Origin of the sequence: Collinsella aerofaciens, from assembly GCF_028206795.1 — a bacterium.
GTDB classification, from domain to species: domain Bacteria; phylum Actinomycetota; class Coriobacteriia; order Coriobacteriales; family Coriobacteriaceae; genus Collinsella; species Collinsella aerofaciens_AX.
The window spans coordinates 171,759-191,137 of record NZ_JAQLFJ010000001.1 but is presented as its reverse complement, the minus strand read 5'-3'; the positions used below and the strand labels follow the sequence as shown (position 1 = coordinate 191,137).

General features: G+C 63.6%; 9 protein-coding genes. All 9 read right to left on the bottom strand.

The window, feature by feature from the left end:
• Window positions 1–2 precede the first annotated feature (2 nt).
• The 9 genes from ruvB to PMX70_RS00775 all read right to left on the bottom strand — a co-directional run bounded on the left by ruvB (window position 3) and on the right by PMX70_RS00775 (window position 19,316).
• The gene (gene ruvB, locus PMX70_RS00815; protein ID WP_022095140.1) at window positions 3–1,070 is read right to left on the bottom strand and encodes a Holliday junction branch migration DNA helicase RuvB; all 1,068 of its coding nucleotides are present in this window, start codon (window positions 1,068–1,070) and stop codon (window positions 3–5) included.
• A complete protein-coding gene (gene ruvA / locus PMX70_RS00810; protein WP_271736621.1) occupies window positions 1,070–1,690 on the bottom strand; it encodes a Holliday junction branch migration protein RuvA in 621 nt (206 codons plus the stop codon). The genes ruvB and ruvA overlap by 1 nt, the downstream gene beginning before the upstream one ends.
• On the bottom strand, window positions 1,690–2,211 hold the full coding sequence (gene ruvC, locus PMX70_RS00805) for a crossover junction endodeoxyribonuclease RuvC (protein ID WP_022095142.1): 522 nt from the start codon (window positions 2,209–2,211) through the stop codon (window positions 1,690–1,692). Before ruvC ends, ruvA begins: the two co-directional genes overlap by 1 nt.
• A gap of 137 nt (window positions 2,212–2,348) precedes the next feature.
• The gene (locus PMX70_RS00800; RefSeq protein WP_271742517.1) at window positions 2,349–4,334 is read right to left on the bottom strand and encodes an NAD(+) synthetase; all 1,986 of its coding nucleotides are present in this window, start codon (window positions 4,332–4,334) and stop codon (window positions 2,349–2,351) included.
• 117 nt (window positions 4,335–4,451) lie between these two features.
• Window positions 4,452–4,814: a desulfoferrodoxin family protein gene (locus tag PMX70_RS00795; protein WP_035137352.1), complete on the bottom strand. Its 363-nt coding sequence runs from the start codon at window positions 4,812–4,814 to the stop codon at window positions 4,452–4,454.
• A 165-nt stretch (window positions 4,815–4,979) separates the two neighbouring features.
• Window positions 4,980–8,444, bottom strand: coding sequence for a DEAD/DEAH box helicase (locus PMX70_RS00790; protein ID WP_271742516.1), 3,465 nt, complete (start codon window positions 8,442–8,444; stop codon window positions 4,980–4,982).
• A 160-nt stretch (window positions 8,445–8,604) separates the two neighbouring features.
• Window positions 8,605–12,408 carry a DNA polymerase III subunit alpha gene (gene dnaE, locus PMX70_RS00785; protein WP_271742515.1) on the bottom strand — a complete coding sequence of 1,268 codons (3,804 nt, stop codon included), beginning with the start codon at window positions 12,406–12,408 and terminating at the stop codon, window positions 8,605–8,607.
• 176 nt (window positions 12,409–12,584) lie between these two features.
• Window positions 12,585–16,217 carry a UvrD-helicase domain-containing protein gene (locus tag PMX70_RS00780; protein ID WP_271742514.1) on the bottom strand — a complete coding sequence of 1,211 codons (3,633 nt, stop codon included), beginning with the start codon at window positions 16,215–16,217 and terminating at the stop codon, window positions 12,585–12,587.
• A 3-nt stretch (window positions 16,218–16,220) separates the two neighbouring features.
• Window positions 16,221–19,316: a PD-(D/E)XK nuclease family protein gene (locus PMX70_RS00775; RefSeq protein ID WP_271742513.1), complete on the bottom strand. Its 3,096-nt coding sequence runs from the start codon at window positions 19,314–19,316 to the stop codon at window positions 16,221–16,223.
• Window positions 19,317–19,379 lie beyond the last annotated feature (63 nt).

Sequence of the window (19,379 nt, the reverse complement as noted above, 5' to 3'; positions counted from 1 at the left end):
CCCTAAACGGTAGGTTCAATCCCCAGGTGCTCAAAGGTGCGGAGGGTTGCCTGACGGCCCTGCGGCGTACGAATCATCAATCCGCACTGCAGCAAATAGGGCTCATAGACATCCTCGAGCGTGCCCGGGTCCTCGCCCACCGCGCTGGCAAGGGTCGTAAGTCCCACGGCGCGACCGGAGAACGTCTTGGCGAGCGTCTCCAAAATGCGAATATCCATCCAGTCCAGACCGAGCTCGTCGATCTCGAAGAACTCGAGCGCCTGGCGACAGATATCGAGCTCGATGGGGCCGTTGCCGCGCACCTGTGCGTAATCGCGCACGCGCTTGAGCAGACGGTTGGCAAGACGTGGCGTGCCGCGCGAACGCGAGCCGATCTCGAGTGCACTGGGATGGTCGATCGTCACGCCCAGGATAGTCGCCGAGCGCGTCACAATCTGCGCGAGCTCCTCGACCGTGTAGTAATCCAGGCGATATGAAATGCCAAAGCGGTCGCGCAACGGGCCGGTCAACATGCCTGAGCGGGTCGTTGCCGCCACCAGCGTAAACTTGGGGATATCCAGGCGAATCGAGCGCGCCGCCGGACCCTTGCCAATCACGATATCGAGGGCAAAGTCCTCCATCGCGGGGTACAGGACCTCCTCGACCGAACGGTTGAGGCGGTGGATCTCGTCGATAAACAGCACATCGCCCGGCTGCAAGTTAGTAAGGATGGCCGCCAGGTCGCCCGTGCGCGCGATGGCAGGGCCACTCGTGGTCTTGATCTGAGCGCCCAGCTCGTTGGCGATAACGGTGGCCAGCGTGGTCTTGCCCAGGCCCGGAGGACCCGAGAAGATCACGTGGTCGAGCGTCTCGCCACGGCTCTGCGCCGCTTCGATCAACACGCGCAGGCTCTGCTTGATGTGCTCCTGGCCGCAGTAATCGTCCAGGCGCTGAGGGCGCAAAGTGCGGTCGACATCGAGATCCTCGGCCGTCAGCTCCGAGCCCACCATGCGCTCGCCGTGCGCCATGGATGCCGCCGGCGAGTTACCGGGCGTCGCCCACAAGTCCTGAGAGTCATCGGCTTCCCACATCACGCATCCATTCCGAGTCGCTTAAGCGCCGCGCCGAGCAGATCCTCGACACGCATATTCTGCCCATCATACCCGCTCAGGGCAACATCGGTCTCCTGCGGGCTAAAGCCCATGGAAAGGAGCGCCGCACGGGCATCATCGATCACCGAGGGAGCGGCAGCGGGCACGGGCATCGCAACCTGTCCGGGAATCACGTCGACCGGCACAAAGCCCTTATCCTTGGCAAAGGTGCTCTTGAGTTCCAGGATCAGGCGCTGAGCTGTCTTTTTGCCCACACCGGGTACCTTGGCCATGCCCTTGTCGTCCTCGGCCATCACCAGCGAATACAGCTGTCCCACGGTATAGGTGGAAAGCACGGCAAGCGCCAGGCGCGGGCCAACGCCCGAAACGGACACGAGCCGGTCGAACATCATGCGCTCATCCTTTGAGGAAAAACCGAAAAGTGTCATGGCGTCCTCGCGCACCTGCATACGCGTGTAGAGGCAGACCTCGCCACCGGGCGTCGGCAACGTGGCCGCAGTGCTGCCCGAGATGCCGAGCTCAAAGCCAACGCCCGACACATCGACGACAGCAGAGCTCATCGTGGCCTCGACAAGCGTTCCGTGGAGCTGGGAAATCATCAGTATCCGGTTCCTCTCTGTTGATAGAACTCGCCACCGGTGAGGGCGCGGGTGCGGCTGAGGTTTACGTGGCAGATGGCGCAGGCCAGGGCATCGGCGGCATGGTCGGGATGCGGGTCGTGATCGAGCTGTGTGAGTGTGCGTACCATGTAGGCGACCTGCCGCTTGTCCGCGGCGCCAGTGCCCACCACAGCCTGTTTGATCTGCATGGGCGTGTACTCGCCAATCTCGAGCGCGCATTCCGAAAGTGCGACGAGTGCAGCACCGCGGGCATGCGCCGTGGGGATGGCCGAACGAACGTTGGCGCCAAAGTAGATGCTCTCGACAGCAGCCGTGTCGGGTCGATAACGCTCAACGACATCCTTAAGGTCATGGGCGATATGCGACAGGCGCACCGCGAGCGGACTTCCGGCACTGGTCTCGATGCAGCCATAGGCACGGCAGCGAACCTCGCCACGCCGCTCCTCGATAATCCCCCAACCCGTATGGGCCAAACCGGGGTCGATACCCAAAATGACCAAGCCAACCTCCCCTCGTCACCAGCACAGCACAAAGCAAGGCCCCGCGCATCATTCACGAACGTCTGTTCTAGAATAACACAACGGGACCAAGATGCTTAGTTGAAGTATCGGGGTTGGAAGCGAATCCTATCCCATAGTTAGTTCTGCGAGAAAAAGGGGAACTGCCTCGGATCTACTGGCGGGTGCGGCATCGGGCCACCCTGGGGACTACCTTGCGAGCCGCCCTGACCGCCCATCATCTTATCGATGGCGTCCTGAACCTCGCCCTCGAACTTTTTCATTCCCTCGTGTAAACGACGCTGACCGTCCTCAGAGCGCAGCTCCTCCATCTGCTCGGGCGAAATACCCAACAGGTCACCCAATATGCCCATCATCTCGCCACGCATGCGCTCGCTTGTATCCTCGTCGGCAAAGCGGTTCACCTCGGCGCGCGCCAGCGCATCGACCGTCATGCGTTCCTTGCCGCTCAGCCCCAGGTCGGACCACGCGAGCATGTACGGCCAGGCGCGCTCGACAAACGAACGGGCCGAGACGATCGGCGCCGTCGGCAGCATGCGGCGGGCGGCCTCGCCCTGACGCACGAGCATCAGCAGCAGCGAGCAAGCCTCGGGCTTGCCGGCGGCCATCGGGATGTCGTCGAAAGCTCGATTGCGGTCCACGTGCGCCTCGAGCGCGCCATCGACCTCACCCGGCTCAAGCCCGCCGAGCAGCTGTGCCGCGCGGTCGAGCATATCGACCGGACCGTCGAGCGTCGAGAGCGCCTGCGCCAGCACTCGCTCCATACAATCTTCCACCGCGTTGAGCGTCACGAGCTCTTGGGGCACCACGGCAGACGTGCGGTTGCGCACACGCGCCACAAACTCAAGCGTCGACAGGTACACATCGCCAAAGGGCGCAAAGTCGCCCTGGTAACCGCCGCAAAGCGCCGGCGCCGCCAGCGCGTACTCGGTTTTGGACAGCGGGCTCAGCGCCATCGCACCCAGCTCGAGCGCCGTGTCCTCCAGCATGAGGCCCAGCGTGCGCAAGCGCAGACGCTCGGCATCGCCCGCCGACACGTCGCGATCGAGCACACGCGCCGCATCCGGTGCATCGCGCTCGACAGTGCGAATGTGCAAACGCTCGGCGATGGCACGGACGGCGGCACAGCGGGCAGCCTCGGCCTCCTCCTGCGCCGGCGTAAAGATACGGTTGCGCCCCAGCACCAGGCCAATTACGTTACGCGGACCCAGAGCGTCAACGGCCAGCGCCGCCAGCAGGGATGACGGCAGGTCACCCTCGAGTGCCACCACGGCACGCGACGCACCGTGGGCCCGAGCGTTGTCGCGCACGGCGAGCACCAGCGCCTGCCACAACCACTCCTCGGAACGGAACTCGGGCAGTTCGTGATCTTCCAGGGCATCGAGCATCACGCCGCGCTGAATCTCCTGAACCAGCAGGCTCTCCTCAAAACACGGCGCCTGGGCCACCACGCGACCGCAGTCGTCGAGCACAAACGAACCGCCGGTATACACCGACTCGTCATAGGCACCGACCGGCGCCATGCAGGCAAACCACACGCTGCGCTTGGATGCGATCTTGCGGTAGGCGCCGCTGCGAACGGCGGCAATGGCGGCAGTCTCGCGGTCGGTCATGTCAAACGCGTTGAATTGGAAATACGCGATGAGGTCGACGCCGGTCGGCAACATCTCGAGCTCGCGGTCCAAGTCAAAAATCACGGCGATGCGCACGCCGTCCACGTCGAACACCGGCGGCGCCCAACGCGTGTCGTTGTTCTCGCCACGCTGCAGGGCAATGCTCGAACGCGCCGGCACCACATGACCGTCCTTGAGCATCATGTAGTCGAGCAGCGGCTGGCCCTCAAACGAAACCGCCGCGGGCACGATGCAGATCATGTCAAGCTCCTGGATACGCTCGGCGACACCAGTCAAACCGGCAAGCACGTCGTGCTCAAAGTCGGCAGCGCCCACCAGGCCACCGGGCATGGCGCCCATAAAGAGCGGAGCCGGAACGCACAGCACGCGCGCCCCGCGCTCGTGGGCCAGACGAGCCTGGTCCTCGATGCGGCCGCAAATGCCCTCAATATCCCCAAGGCGCATATCGATCTGCGCAAGCGCGAGCTTCATGGCTCAGCCCTTTCCGTCGTAAACCATCGAAATCGTAGTAAAAGCGCCGGCCGCATAATGCAGCCGGCGCTTGCATGTGCATATGCTAGCTATGATACCCCGAGCGGGGGCGCGCTCCTAGAATGTCGCGGACCACAGCCCGTGCAGGTTGCAGTAGGCATAGACGGTACCGGTCTTGGAGCCGCCCGCGAAAAACGTCGCGGGTTTCATGCCGGGCTCAAGGTAATGGACCTCTAAGCGGCCCTCGGCCTCAAGCGCGATCCACTCAATGTAGTGCTCGGGCAGGCTGGGGTGCTCGACCGAGCCAACGCGTGCGCGAATCACGTGACCGTCGCGCTCGGTCTCGACAACAGGCACGTGTTTCTCGTGCGCCGCGTCCTCAGTGTTTGCAGTCAGTTCCGTGCAACCGGCAGGGGTCGCAACGCCGTCGCCAAGGGCAGCGATGAGCTTGCCGTCAGGGTCCTTAAAGAATTTCGCCATGATGTTCTCCTTTGCTGATGTGCCAATGTTCTTGATGGTTCTTATGCCCAAAGGCAGACAAACCATCCACGGCATTGCAAATGAACACATAACGGATCAGGCAAGCGGTCGGGCCAAAATGCGTCGACCGTCCTGCCCATTCCAGCAGTCCCACCCCGCGCGCGGCTAGCGCCCGTCGCCGCCGAGCAGCGCCAGAACATCCTCGCGGGTAAACAGCGCCGACGAGATGCCGTCGCCGCCGAGCACGCTGTTGACCAGGTCGCGCTTGGACTCCTGCATCTGCATAATGCGTTCCTCAATCGTGTCCTTGGCGATGAGCTTGTACACGGTCACGGTATGTTGCTGGCCAATACGATGCGCACGGTCGGTCGCTTGGTCCTGCGCCGCCACGTTCCACCACGGGTCGTAGTGGATGACCACGTCGGCCGCCGTCAGGTTAAGGCCCACGCCGCCCGCCTTGAGCGAAATCAAAAAGACTGGAACCTCGCCCGCTTGGAACTGCGCGACCATCTTGGCGCGGCTCTCCTTAGACGAAGCGCCCGTGAGCTTAAGGAAGGCGATGTCCTCCTTGGCCAAGCGCTTGCCGATGATATCGAGCATACCCGTAAACTGGCTGAACAACAGGATGCGATGTCCGCCGTCGAGTGCGCCGTGCACGAGCTCCATGCACGTATCGAGTTTGGCGCTCCCCGCCTTGTAATCCTCGTAGTGTAGACGCGGGTCGCAGCAGATCTGGCGCAGCTTGGTGAGCTCAGCGAGCACCTTGAGCTTGTCTTTCTTAAACTCGGATGACTCGCGGTGCTGCACCTGCTGGGCGATGCGGTCCTGGTTGGCCAGGTAGAGCTTGCGCTGCTCGCCGGTGAGCTGCGCCATGACCGTATCCTCGATCTTCTCGGGCAGGTCGGCCACCACGTCCTCCTTGACACGGCGCAGCACAAACGGCGACACGAGCGCCTGCAGGCGAGCGGCACTGTCGCCCTCGGCATGCTCGACCGGGCTTTCGAAGCGCTTGGCAAACGACTCGCGCGTGCCGAGCAGGCCCGGTATTAAAAAGTCGAAGATGCTCCAGAGCTCGGATAGGCGGTTTTCGATGGGCGTGCCCGTCAGGGCAAAGCGCACGCCGGCAGGCAAGCGCTTTGCGGCGCGCGCCACCTGGGTGAGCGGGTTTTTAATGTACTGGGCCTCATCGAGCACCGCACGGGCAAAGTCCTGCTCGGCGTACTCGTCGATATCGCGCCGCATAAGGTCATACGACGTCACGACCACGTTATGCTCGGCCACGCCGGCAATCTGTACGCGACGCTGCGCCTTGGCGCCCACGATGGCGCACACATCGAGCGAGGGCGCAAAGCGCTCCAGCTCGGCAGTCCAGTTGTACACGAGTGAGGCCGGGCATACCACGAGCGTGGGCTTGGTGTCCCCCGCCTCCACGCGCGCCAGGATATGCGCGATCATCTGGAGCGTTTTGCCCAGGCCCATGTCGTCGGCCAGGATGCCGCCAAGGCCCAGGTGTTCGAGCGAGCCGAGCCACTGGTAGCCATCGACCTGGTAGCCTCGAAGCGTGGCCTTGAGCGTGGCGGGCACCGTAAAGTCCATCTTGCCGAGCGTATCCAGACGCTCGACGGTACGGCGGAACGCAGCGTCGCGATCGGCCTCGAGCGCGGGCGTGCGCGCGAGCATGCTATCGACGAACAGGGTGCTCGATGCGGGAAGCAACACGCCGTCGAGCAGGTCGACGGCATCGACGCCCAGATCCTCGGCGAGGCCAAACGCGGCTCGGGCGCCCTCGTCCAGGCGAATGATGTCGCCGGACGTAAGGCGCGCAAACGTCTGGTGACGCTTGTAGGAGTCCAGATAGATGGCAAGGTCTGCCGCCGAAAGCCCGCTCGCGCTCAGTTCGACGTCGAGCAGGTTACTCTTGACGGTCGCACGCACCGAAAGCTTGGGCGCGGGGCGGACCGAAATCTGGCGCAGACGGTCGCTGAGCATGACCTCACCAAGCTTGGACAGGGCGGATAGGCCCTCGGTCAGCAGGCAGAACAAGCTCTCGTCATCGCGCTCCTCAAACGCCAGACCGCCCTCGTAGAAATCGAAGTACAGGGCCGCCGTGTCCATAACGCGAAACTCCGCCACCTCGTCGCGGGGCGGCACGCCCGGGCGCTGCTCTTCGAAGGGGCTGCCCGGAGCGCCCAGACTAAAGAGGTCTGCCGACCAGTCGCCGTAGGTAACCGTAATTTTGCAGGTCACGAGCCCATCGTCGACGCCGATTGCCATAGCAAAGCTCGGCTCGGGCGCCACGGTATCGAGCGCAGCGGGCGCGGTAAGGTCGGTATAGTCGCGCAAAATGGGCAGAGCCATACGACAGAACTCCCCCACCTGGTCGGCAGCGATATGGACTGGCGTGCGACAGGGCAGCAAGCGCGATAGGAACGGCGCCGCATGCTGGGCAAACGCTACATCGGTGCGGCGCGCACGGCGGGTGTCGACCAGATAAGCTACGTCGCCCGAAGCAAAGCAGTATGCATCGGCCGGCAGGCGCAGATCGTAGCTACCACCAGCCGCCGGCGCGATTTTGGCGGCAAGGAGCGGTGGGCGCTTAGACAGACCCTCGTCCTCCCCTTCCGGAGGCATCTCAACCGCCACGTCATAGGTGCGATGCGTCGTCGTCCCCCGCGACCAGGCGGGCTCAAAAGAGATGGTCTGGCCGCGCAGCAGGTCCAGCACATATACGATGCTATGCTCGGACAGCGGCAACTGACGCTCGGCGACAAAACCGCTGCGGGCAAAGTCGTACGACGCCGAACGCGAGCTTGTGATGTCATCGAGATAGGCAACTGTCGTCAAGACAAGGCTGAGCAGCTTTGTCGACACATCTTCGAAGGCTTCGGGCGTATGGACAAACGTGAGCTTCTTGCCGTACGAGAAGGTGCCGCCGCGCACGTAGGCATCGGCCATGCCGTCGATATCCTTGACCACGTAGGACACCGAACCGCAGCGAATGCGGAACTCGAGCGCCCAGCTAAAGCGGTCGGCGAACAGCGGATTGTAGTACGGCACCAACGAGGGCTCCAACGCCGCTTTGGGGGCGTCGGGACCAACGGCACCGGCAAGCTTGCGGCGCATGCTCGCCAGCTCATCCATGCGCGCGTCCGAAAGATCGGAGAGCGCCGCCATGAGGCTGGGACTCGTGGGGACAGGTGCTGGGAAGGGAAAGTTGGGGTTGACCGTGGGCGTTGTAGGCGCGGGACGCGCGGACTGTTTGGGCTGAGCCGCAAACGTGCGGACCGGCGTGCGCAAACCTTCGACGGGCTCGGCGCCGCTGGAATCCAAATACGCCAGAGCCGTGGCAATGGCGTGCTTGCACATACCGGGGTAGCGATAGGCAGCGGGGCAATCGCAGTCATAGTCGATCACCTCGTGCTCGTCCATGTCGAGCGCCACGTGCGTCTTGTACAGGTCGCCGCGCGAACCGCGCACCGAGCCCTCAACCGTCACGTTTTTGGAGAAGCGCGAGCCGCTGTCCTCGATCGACAGCACGGCGCCGTTGAGCATGAGCGAACGCCCCTTCATAAAGGTGCCGCTCAACGCCGCCTCTTTGCGAAGCGCCCGCACAAACGTCCCCTGCGCCATCACTTCCTCCAATCCACACAAGGTAGCTAATTTGGGACGGGGCTATTTTAGCTACCCCCATACATCGGTTGAGATGTATTCCGACCCCGACTCATTCGCCATCAGTCAAAGGGTAGCTAAAATAGCCCCGTCCCAAATTAGCTACCCCGGCAAAATCATTTTAGATAACCGTCACGCGGCCTTGGTTGCCGACGATGGCCTTTGCCTCTGCCAGCAGCGGAATCGAGCGTGCATTGACCTTGGCCGGCACCTCGGCACGCAGCACACGCCCGTCGACTTGCTCAATAAAGATCTCCACGCGGTCGCCGCCCGGGTTGGTGGTGAGCACCGTGGCCAGGCGCGCCATATTGCCCTGGCTAAATCGGCTGTTGGGCACCATGACCTCAAAGACCTTGGGCTTGTTTTTCTCCTCGCTAAGCTCCAGCGGCACAATCTCCTGCGCGATGATCTGGTCGCCGCGGTCCGAGCGCTCGAGCTTGCCCTTAATGCGCACAAACGCGTCGGACAGCTGCGCGCCGGTCTCGGGATCGACCTCGCCGTACAGATACCCCTCGGCCTCCTTGTAGGTCTTGGGGAACACCACGACCGTGGCCTCGCCTTCCATGTCCTCGAGCTGCACGATGCCCATGGGGTCGCCGTTTTTGGTCACGCGCTTGGACACGCTCGAGACCATGCCGGCCCACCACAGCGCCTTGCCCTCGGGAATCTCCTGGTTGATGGTGCCGCCTGTAGGATTCTGAACTTCGTAGCCGGTGTCGATCTGCGAGAACGAGAAGTCGCGCGCTTTGCTAAGTGCATACTCAAACGGGCGCAGCGGGTGGTCCGAGACATAGATGCCCAGAACTTCCTTCTCCTGGCTCAGCTTAAGGTGGCGGTCCCACTCCTGGCCATCCGGATCGGGCACGCTCACCTCAAAGCCCGAGCCCTCAACGTCGCCAAACATATCGAAGAACGACGTCTGGCCGCTCGCGCGATCTTTCTGGCGCTTTACCGCGGCATCGATGATGTTCTCGGGGTTGTTCTTGTCCACAAAGTGCATCATCTGGCGACGCGGATACCCCGTGGAGTCGAAGGCGCCTGCCTTGATCAGCGATTCGATCACGCGGCGGTTGGCCTGGCTCGAGTCCACGCGCTCGACAAAGTCGTGCAGCGTCTTAAACGGACCGCCCGCCTCGCGTTCGGCGATAATCGCCTGCGCCACGCCGGTGCCCACGCCGCGGATGCCGGCCAGACCAAAGCGCACGCCCTCCTTGGTAGCCGTGAACTCGGTACCGGACTCGTTGACATCTGGCGAAAGCACGGGGATGCCGTCGTGACGGCATGCCGAGACGTAGTGAACGATCTTGTCGGTCTTGCCCGTGTAGGACGTCAGAACGGCCGCCATGTACTCGTGCGGATAATGCGCCTTGAGCCACGCCGTCTGCATAACCAAAATGGCGTAGCCGGCGGAGTGCGACTTGTTAAAGGCGTAGGACGCGAACTCAAGAACATCGTCCCAAATCTTCTGGGCGACCTCGCGCGTGTAGTTGTTCTTGATGGCGCCGTTCATCCAGTGGTCGTAGGTGGTCTCGTCCGAGCCATCCTCCCAGTGGAGCACCGTCGACGTGAGCAGCTTGATTTTCTTCTTAGCCACGGGCTTACGGATACGCGAGTCCGATTCGCCCTTGGAGAAGCCACACATCTCGACGGAGATGAGCATAACCTGCTCCTGGTAGACCATGGTGCCGTAGGTTTCGCCCAGGATGTCGTCCAGGCGGTCGTCGTAGGAGACCGCCGGCTCCTTGCCATTCATACGGTTGATGTAGGACGAGACCATGCCGGCGCCCAACGGGCCCGGGCGGTACAGGGCGATCAATGCTACGACGTGCTTGTACTCGGTGGGCTTCATGTTCTTGATCGTGGCCGTCATGCCGGCGGACTCGACCTGGAAGACGCCGGCGGTGTGGCCGGAGCCCATGAGCTTAAAGATCTCGGGATCGTCAAAGGGGATCTCTTCCTCTTTGATGTCGATACCGAAGTTCTTTTTGATGTTGGCCTTGGCCTTGGAGATAACCGTCAGCGTGCGCAGGCCCAGGAAGTCCATCTTGAGCAGGCCCATGTCGGCGACGGTATGGCCCTCGTACTGGGTAATCTCGACGCCGCCCTTGGTATCGAGCTTGGTGGGCACGTGCTCGTTGACGGGGTCACGGCAGATCAGAACGGCGCACGCGTGCACGCCCTCGCCACGGGTGAGGCCCTCGATCGAGAGCGCCGTGTCGATGATGCGACGGGCGTCGTCGTCCTTTTTATAGGCCTCGGCAAAATCGGGGTTAAACAGATCCTCTTTGCCGGGTTGCTTTTCGAGCACCTGCTTGAGCTTGACCTTGGGGTCGCTCGAGACCATCTTGGACAGGCGCTGGCCCATGTAGACCGGGTAGTCCAGGACGCGCGCGGCGTCGTTGATGGCCTGCTTGGCCTTGATGGTCGAGTAGGTGATGACGTGGGTGACCTTCTCGGGGCCGTAGAGCTGACGAACGTGCTCCACGACCTCGAGGCGTCGCTCATCGTCGAAGTCCATATCGATATCGGGCATCTCGGTACGTTGCGGGGACAGGAACCTCTCGAACATCAGGCCGTTCTCGAGCGGGTCGAACGCGGTGATGTTCATGGCGTAGGCGACGATAGCGCCGGCGGCCGAGCCACGGCCGGGGCCGACGCCGATGCCGTTGTCCTTAGCCCATTGCACGTACTCGGCAACGATCAAAAAGTAGGCGGCAAAGCCCTTGTCGCAGATGACCTTGTATTCGTACTCAAAGCGCTCTTTGATGTTGACGCCACCGATCTCGCGCGTGGCCCAGTCGTCGCCATAGTGCTGGCGCAGGCCCTTCTCGCACTCGCGGCGGAACTGGCTCTCGTGCGTCTCGCCGGGATCGAGCAACGGAAAGCGCGGCAGGATGATAGAGTCCCAGTCCAGCTCAACGTAGCACTTGTCGGCGATCTCGAGCGTGTTGTCGCAGGCCTCGGGGCAATACGGGAACATCGCCCGCATCTCCTCCTCGGTCTTCATGTAAAACTCCGAGCCGGTCATGCGCATGCGGTTGGGGTCATCGACCTTGGCGTTCATGCCAATACACATGATGACGTCCTGCACGGGCGCATCCTCGCGGCGCAGGTAGTGGAAGTCGTTGGTGGCGATGACCTTGACGCCCACCTGCTTGGCGATGTCGATGAGCGTGCGGTCCATCTGCTCGTCAGTCAGGCCGTTGTCGGTGGTGATGCCGTGTTCCTGGATCTCGATGTAGAAGTCACCGGGCTCGAAGGTATCACGGAAGGTCTCGGCCCACTTGATGGCGCCTTCCATGTCGCCGCGGTCGATGTATTTGGGGATGATGCCCGCGATACAGGCGCTCGTGCAGATCATGCCCTTGGCATGGCGGCGCAGGTTGTCGAGCGTCACGCGCGGCTTGTAGTAAAAGCCCTGCACGGCGGCCTCGGAGACCGTCTGCATTAGGTTGACGTAGCCCTCCTGATCCTTGGCCAGAAGGATCATGTGGTAGAGCTCGGGCTTGTGGTCGCGGGCAAGGGTCTCGTCCGGCGTAAAGTAGACCTCGCAGCCAAAGATGGGCTTGATGACCAGGGGCGGTTTGAGCTCGTCGATGTTGCCCTTCTCGTCCCACATGGCCATGTCTTTGACGTACTGGGCATGCTCGCGCGGGTTTGCCTCGGGGTCGGGCTCCACCAGCTCGTCGCGGCGGTCCTTTTCCAAGAAGGCCTTGTCGTGGCTCCAGGTTTTGTACTCGGGCGTGTTGTGATTGACGGCGTCGCAGGCCAGCGACAGGTCGGGCACGCCATACATGTAGCCGTGGTCGGTAATGGCCACGGCGGGCATGCCAAGTTCAACGGCACGATTGACCATATCCTGGATACGGGTTGCGCCGTCGAGCATGGAGAAAACAGTGTGATTGTGCAGATGGACGAATGCCATGTGATGAGCTCCGATGCGGGTTCGTGTTCTGACTGAACGATTTTACCGCACGGCGCGGACGGCACCCGAACCTAGCCAAACCCACACGGCTCCTCTTGCAGTTGCGTTGAAATACGGACTGTTTGGCGGCTTTTTTGGCCAAAACAGTCCGTATTCCACCGCAAGTTATCTGAGGGCTAGAAGTTGTAGGTGACCACTTGAGGTTCGGCGGGTTCGACGAAGAGGGTCGGATCCGGCTGCTCCACGCGGACGAACTTGACGGTCACGGCCTCAAAGCCCGCCTTGTGCAACACGTCGGCGTAAACGCGCGCCTGCAGGGCGTGCTTCTCGAGCAGCTGGTCCGGCGTCTCGTCCGGCGTGCCGCCCGTCTTGTAATCAATGACCAGGGCGCGCGACGGATCGGCCGGGTCGGTGGCCAGTGCATCGATGGCGCCCTCGGCATAGGCACCGTAGCGAGCGATGTCCTCGTCCTCGCAGCCCAGCGAAAAGAACGGCACCTCGGCGCGAACGCACGGCCACGCGAGCAGATCGGCACGAACAGCCGACTTGAGCCAGCGGTTCAGGGCAACGTCGAAGCGTTCGCGCTGCTCCGGCGTCAGGCGCCACAGGCGCGCCAGAGCATCGGCACGCTCAGCGGGCAGCGCATCGGAACCCATCTCGATCAGCCACTGGCAGGCGGCATGGAACGCCGAGCCCAGCGCCATGGGGTTGCCGGCGGGCTCGACAGCGGCCACGTCCGCATCCGTCATCTCGGAACCATCCGACTCCGCATCATCGCCAGCCTCGTCCATGGGCACACGCGCCTCGGCGGCACGGTCTTCTGTCTCGGCATGGAGCGCCGCGGCGATTGACGAGTAGCTATACGAGTCACGCACCGGAAATGGACAGATGCCCATGCGCACGCCCACTGCCTGGGGATACACAAGCTCAAACGAATCGGGCTTGGGGTCGGCAGGACCAGGGACGATTGTACTGGCCGAATCGTCGGCAGCATCTGCATCGGCATCGCCGCGGACAAGCCTGCCCTCGACATCCAGCGAAGCGTTGGCCTCAAACGCCTGCTCGCCAAAGGTAAAGCCCGCGAGCGAGATGAGCTCGTAGTCGCCCGGCTTGGAGTTGTCGAACACCAAACGGTCGCTATCGAGCTGCGGCATGTCCAGAGCGTCCGTCGGCAGAATGCGGCGCAGGACATCGTAGGTCAGATCCGTCTCGACATCGAAGGTCGGCGCCGCCACCTTGCCGCGGCTCACGCCGGCATCCATCGCCAAGATCACCAGCTCGCGCGCACGCGTCATGGCGACATAGAGCAGACGAGCCCGCTCCTCGAGCGAAAGCTGCAGGTCGTCGTTGCGCAGGCGAACGAATGCCTCGGCGGGAGAACCCGTCGCGCAGACATCCTCCATGAGCTCCGGCGGTAGCCACAGCGACGTGCCCTTGCCCTTAAACGCGTGCTCAAACTGCTTTTTGACGTCGTCGCCCTTCACAAAGGTTCCGTCGGTGAGCTTAACGCCGTCGAAGCGTGCCGGCAGCGCCACGACCTGCGCTCCTCCCTCGACGCGACCCATCTGTGCCGCACCCGAGGGCTTACGCACGCCAAAGCACTCGGCGACCGCCACGACCGGATATTCCAGACCCTTAGAGGCGTGAACCGTCATGATGCGCACCGCGCCGTCGCCCTCCTCGTTGAGGGCACCCGGGGCTTCCTTGCCCGCCAAGAAGCGGTCGAAGGCCAGCGCGATGGAACGCGGCGAGTTACCGAACTCGGCCTCCGCCTCGGCCACGGCGTCGAGCGCCTTGAGCACGTTGGCGGCAATGGCCTTGCCTTCGGGACCGCGCTGTGCCAGACGCACAAACCAGCCGGAGGCGTTGACCACGTCGCGCGCGATGGCGGCGAACGAATCGCGGCCCACGCGACGAAGCGCATACCGCAGCACCTCGCGGGCGCGCGTCACCAGCGGCAAGTCTTGCAAACCCGGCACGTCGAAATCACTCATGATGCCCACATCGATGTTGCGGCGCGACGTCTCGCCCGTCTGCTCGTCGAGTTTGGTCGCCAGCGCCAGGAACTCCTGGGCGCCGAGCGCAAACATCGGCGAGGCGAGCAGCGGCATAAGGCCCTGCGCCGTATCGGCCGGATTGGCGAGCGCGCAGACCAGGGCACGCACCGTCTGCACCTCGGCAGCCTGGGCAAAGACCGAGCCGCCCGCGATGACGCAGTCGAGCCCCTGATCGCGGAAAGCCTGCGCGTAGACATCTGCGTTGGTCATGCGGCCCAGCAGCAGCACCATGCCGCCCTGGGGCTGGCCGGCATCGGCAAGTGCGCGGAAGCGTTCGGCGATCGCACGGGCCTTGGCCTGCGTGCGCTCCTGCGTACTGCCGCCGGCAACAAAGAGGGCCTGGCGACGCGAGGCGTCCGCCACCAGCGTGTCCTTGCGGCCGTCGCTCGCCTCAAGATCCAAAAAGCCCTGCATCAGGCCGCCATCGTCGCCATCAAAGACGCGCGCCACGTAACGCAGCACCTCGTCATGGCTGCGGAAGTTGCGCACGAGCTTAACGAGCTCGCCAGCAGGGGCGTCGGCCGCGGCAGTCGCCTCGGGCGCGGTAGACGAGCCCACCTTGCGCTCCTGGCGACGGAAGACCTCGACCTCGGCGCCGCGGAAGCGGTAGATCGACTGCTGCGCATCGCCCACGGTACAAAGCGCACGCTCCCCCGCGCCGGTCAGGTAACGGATCAGGTCGACCTGCATCTGGTCGGTATCCTGGAACTCGTCGATCATGACCATCTTAAAGCGGCCCTCGTAGGCGGCTCGGATGGCGGGATAATCGCGCAGCGCCTCATATGCCATGCGCAGCAGATCGTTATTGTCGAGCGCGGACTGGTCGGCCTTGAGCGCACGGTACTCCGCCTCCACGGAACGGGCCAGGCCCACCAGCGCATCGAGCGCCGGGCCACCGCAGGCAAGCACGATATTGATAAACGCATCGGCGGCCTCGGCCTTGAGCAGCTCGGCTTGCTCCTTAGGGAATGCCTTGCTCGCGCGCGGCATGGTGCACGACATCATGAGTCGCGCCGCATCGGCCATGGTCTTGCCGCTCGCCTCGAACGCGTCGATGGCATCGAGCGCCGCCTGCGCCTTCTCGGTCGAGGCCTTGCTCGCACCCAGCGCCGCGCGATAGGCATCGGCGAGTGCCGAGGTATCGGCCTGGCCGCGCGCCACGCGCACGTCGTCCATACCGCCCGGCAACTGGCTCGACAGCTCCAGCAGGTCGCGCACCAGACCCTTGATGGTCGTACCGCCGCCAAAGGAACCGCCCTCGCCCGCCATGGGATACCAGGCATAGAGGGCCTTGAGCGATGCCGCGAGCTCGGGGGCGGCATCGGGTGCCGTCGCGCGACCCAGCACATGCTCAACAGCCTGATCCATGAGCTCGTCGGTATCGGTGAGCACCGTGAACTCGGGGTCGATGCCCAGCTCCAGCGCGTGCGCGCGCAGGATACGCGAGCACATGCCGTGAATGGTCGAAATCCACGCGTCGTCGACGGTCAGTGCTTCCTCGTCCATACCCTCGTCGATAAGCGCACGGCGCACGCGGTCGCGGATCTCGGCCGCGGCATCCTTGGTAAAGGTGATGGCGAGTACCTGGTCCAGATGCTCGACGAACGGACCGGATTCGGGCGAGAGCGCATAGACGATGCGGCGCGTGAGGGTAAAGGTCTTACCCGAACCGGCGCCCGCCGAGACAAACAGCGGGCGGTCGAGCGTTTTGACAATCTGCAGCTGTTGCGGCATCAAAGTCGAAAGATCCATGGTCTACACGTCCCTCCTTACAAACGTTCCTTCGTGGTTATACGAGCAGCGGGCATGCGCGGCCTGCGTCGACGCCGGGTCGACAGCAGCGACGTTGCCCGCCTCGAGTTCGCGCAAGCGCTCGGCGATGCCGGCCTCCACGCGATCGAGCAGGGCGTCGAAGTCCATGCTGCCACCCTCGCCGGGGAAACCTTTCTTAAGGCCCGGGATGCGGCCGTCGCCGCGCTCTTCCTCGAGCAGCTCGGCGCTCGCGGCACCGCGCAACGCCGGCTTGCCGCCCTTGGTCGAAAAGTAGAGCGCCGCGCGGGTGTCCAAATCCAGCGCCCGGCGCATGGCCTGGGCGTAAATAAGCGTTTGGGTATGTGGTGGCAACCAGCGCGGATCGTCGATGGGTGCCGTGCCCGATTCCTCGTCGCGCACCGTAGGGTCGGCGAGCTTAAACTCCTCAACGCCCGTGCGATGCTTGTAGTCGATCACCACGGCACGATTCTCGGCGTCCACGTCCACGCGGTCGATGCGCCCGCCAAGCGGCCAACCGGCATACTCGACCTTGAGCTCGTTGAAGGCGAACTCCAGGTAGCGCGGGGCAAAGGGGGCAAGTGCCTCGGACTCGTAGGCAAGCACACCCTCCAGCTGCGGCAAGATCTCGGCCACCTGGCGCTCCTCCACCGGGGAGAGCGGCACCAGCGGGCCCTCCGTGCCGCGCTTGCCAGCGTGCTCGGCCAACGTCTCGTCAAAGACCTCGTGCAGCAGCTCCTGTGCACGCGGCAGATTCTCGGGCGTCACGCGCTCCATGCCTTCTTGGGGCAGACGGGCATGCAGATGCTCCAGCACGTCGTGGACAAAGTTGCCCTTCTCCATGTTGTCAAAGCCCGCGTCGATAGACTGGGGCTTGACGCGATACGACACGAACCAGCACAGTGGACAGGTAGAATAGGCCTCGATCTGCGAGGCGGACGTCAGACGCGGCACGAGCGGCGCGTTCTCGCCCTCGCCATCGCGACGGCGCAGAACCAGATACGGAATGGCTTCATCGCTCAGGTGCTGAGGGGCTTCGCAGGTCACGCGCTCGCGCTTGAGGCCTTCACCTGCCGCGGGATCAAAGTCGGCGATGATATCGCCCTCGCCCACGCACGTGGACTTGGCAGCGCCAGCGGCCTCGGCATGTGCCCGCAGCTCGGTCCATACGGCTGCCGGGTAGCACTCTCGCGCCTGGCGATCGTGTGTCACGCGGGCAAGCGCGACCGGACCGCTCGTCGCCTGCATTGCACGGCCAAAGCGCACGCGCAGCAGGGCGGCGGGCTCCAAAGACACGCCGTCGCGGCGCAGCTCGGCCATCAACGTGGCAAGCGGGCCCTCTTCGTGCGAAAGCGGATAGCTGTCCAGGTCGACATCGGCAAACAGCACGGCATCGTAGCCGCCAGGACGCAAAACCGACGCATCGGCAAGCGACACGAAGCGCACTTGCGCCCGTGGCGTGCGATCGACCTCGTAGGTCTCGTAATCGTAGGCGGTGCTGCGCTTGTCCACCTTAGTTCGAACGCCGTCGAGAACCGGCACGGTCGCGGCCTGCGACACGTCGAGCGCGCGAGCATCGTTCATAAGGATGTCGATGGCATGGCGCAGCAAAGCCGTCTCTGCCTGACGACGGGCCTGGCCGTCAAGACCGCCTAGAGCGCGATCGGGCAGCGCCTCTGCAACGGCGAGCATGGCCTTGAGCGCCGTCACGGGTTTGTCGCGCCACAGCGCCTGAAACACGTCCGAGACCACGCACGGCACATTCTTAAACCAATTATCGTCGCTGGCGGCCTTGCGGGCGCCCCTCACCTGGCCCTGCACGCTCTGCAGCAGGCTCTTGACGCCCGCAGCGGTCTTGCTGCGCGACAGGCGCATGTTCTTGTCGAAGCCGCGAGCGCTCGCGGCGTCGGCACCCGAAAGCGGACTGTAGATCCAGTCGGTAAGCTCCGGCGCGGGCCACCACTCGGTCTTTGACGCCATGCCCTCATCGGCGGCCTTCATGCGCTCGATCAGGCCGGCGAGCGCCGTAAACTGCCTGCCCGCGATGGACTGGGAAAACGCCGTGAACTCAGTTGTCTCGGAAGCGATATGACGAGCCGCCAGACGAGAGGCGAGCTCAACGAACAGCTGGGGTGCCCGGGCAGAAACAACGAGCACGCGCACAGGGTCGGCAGGCGTCGCGACGCCGTCGACCTCGGAACCCCGGCACGTTTTTACCAGATCATCAATTGCGTCCGCATAAGCATGAGCACGGGCATGGGGGCCAGCGACCTCAATAAAGGCAGGCTGAGCGGCGGTCCCGCAAGCGGCATCAGACGCGACGGCGTCCTCCCCCAGCGGCGCGACCTCAAACAGCACACCGCGGGCATCAAATGCCACGGCAAGCTCCTCGCGCATCGCCGCCTGCTCGCGGGCAAGCAGCACGACGACCTCTCCCCCATTGTTCGCCACGGCAGACAGTAGCTCGAGCAGTGCGTACGTAAACGACGTGATACCGCGCACGCATACGGCGCGGGTGCACGTCGGCAGGCTATCGGCCAGGGCACCGGCCATAATGTCAGCCGCCTCGCAGGGCTCGACCATATCTCGACGGTCCAAATCGCCCGCGTAGGCACGCAAAAGCTCGAACACACGAGCCTCGGCATCGCTTTTTGGCTCAGGCTGGCAGTTGTCGCCACGGCATCGTTCGGCACCCGTCCCCGCAACGCCCGGCAACACGTCGCGGGCCATGCGCGCGAGCATGCGCACTGTGCCCTGGCTGCGCGAAAGCGGCTGCAGGTCGGCATCGTCGAGACGCGTGACCATGTCCGAGAACAGCATCTGGCGCTGCAGGTTGTCGACGAAACCGCGCCCGTCGCCCAAAAGCTCCCAAAGCGAGCGAAGCCACGATGTAGGCGTCTTGTAGTCAATACCCAGCGAAATCCCGGCTTCCGCCGCATCATGACGGCACAGGTCGAGCTCGGCAAACGTAGGTGCCAGCAGCACGGCACGTCCGTGGCAGTCAACAAGGTCGGCAAGCAGCGCCGACTCGGCATCACTCAAATCCGTGCCGGCATCCGTGGTATAGATTCGAACAGGCATGGTCCTCCGCTCAAACTGTTCGCAATAATCAATGCATCCATCCTACCCGCCCAAGCGGACACA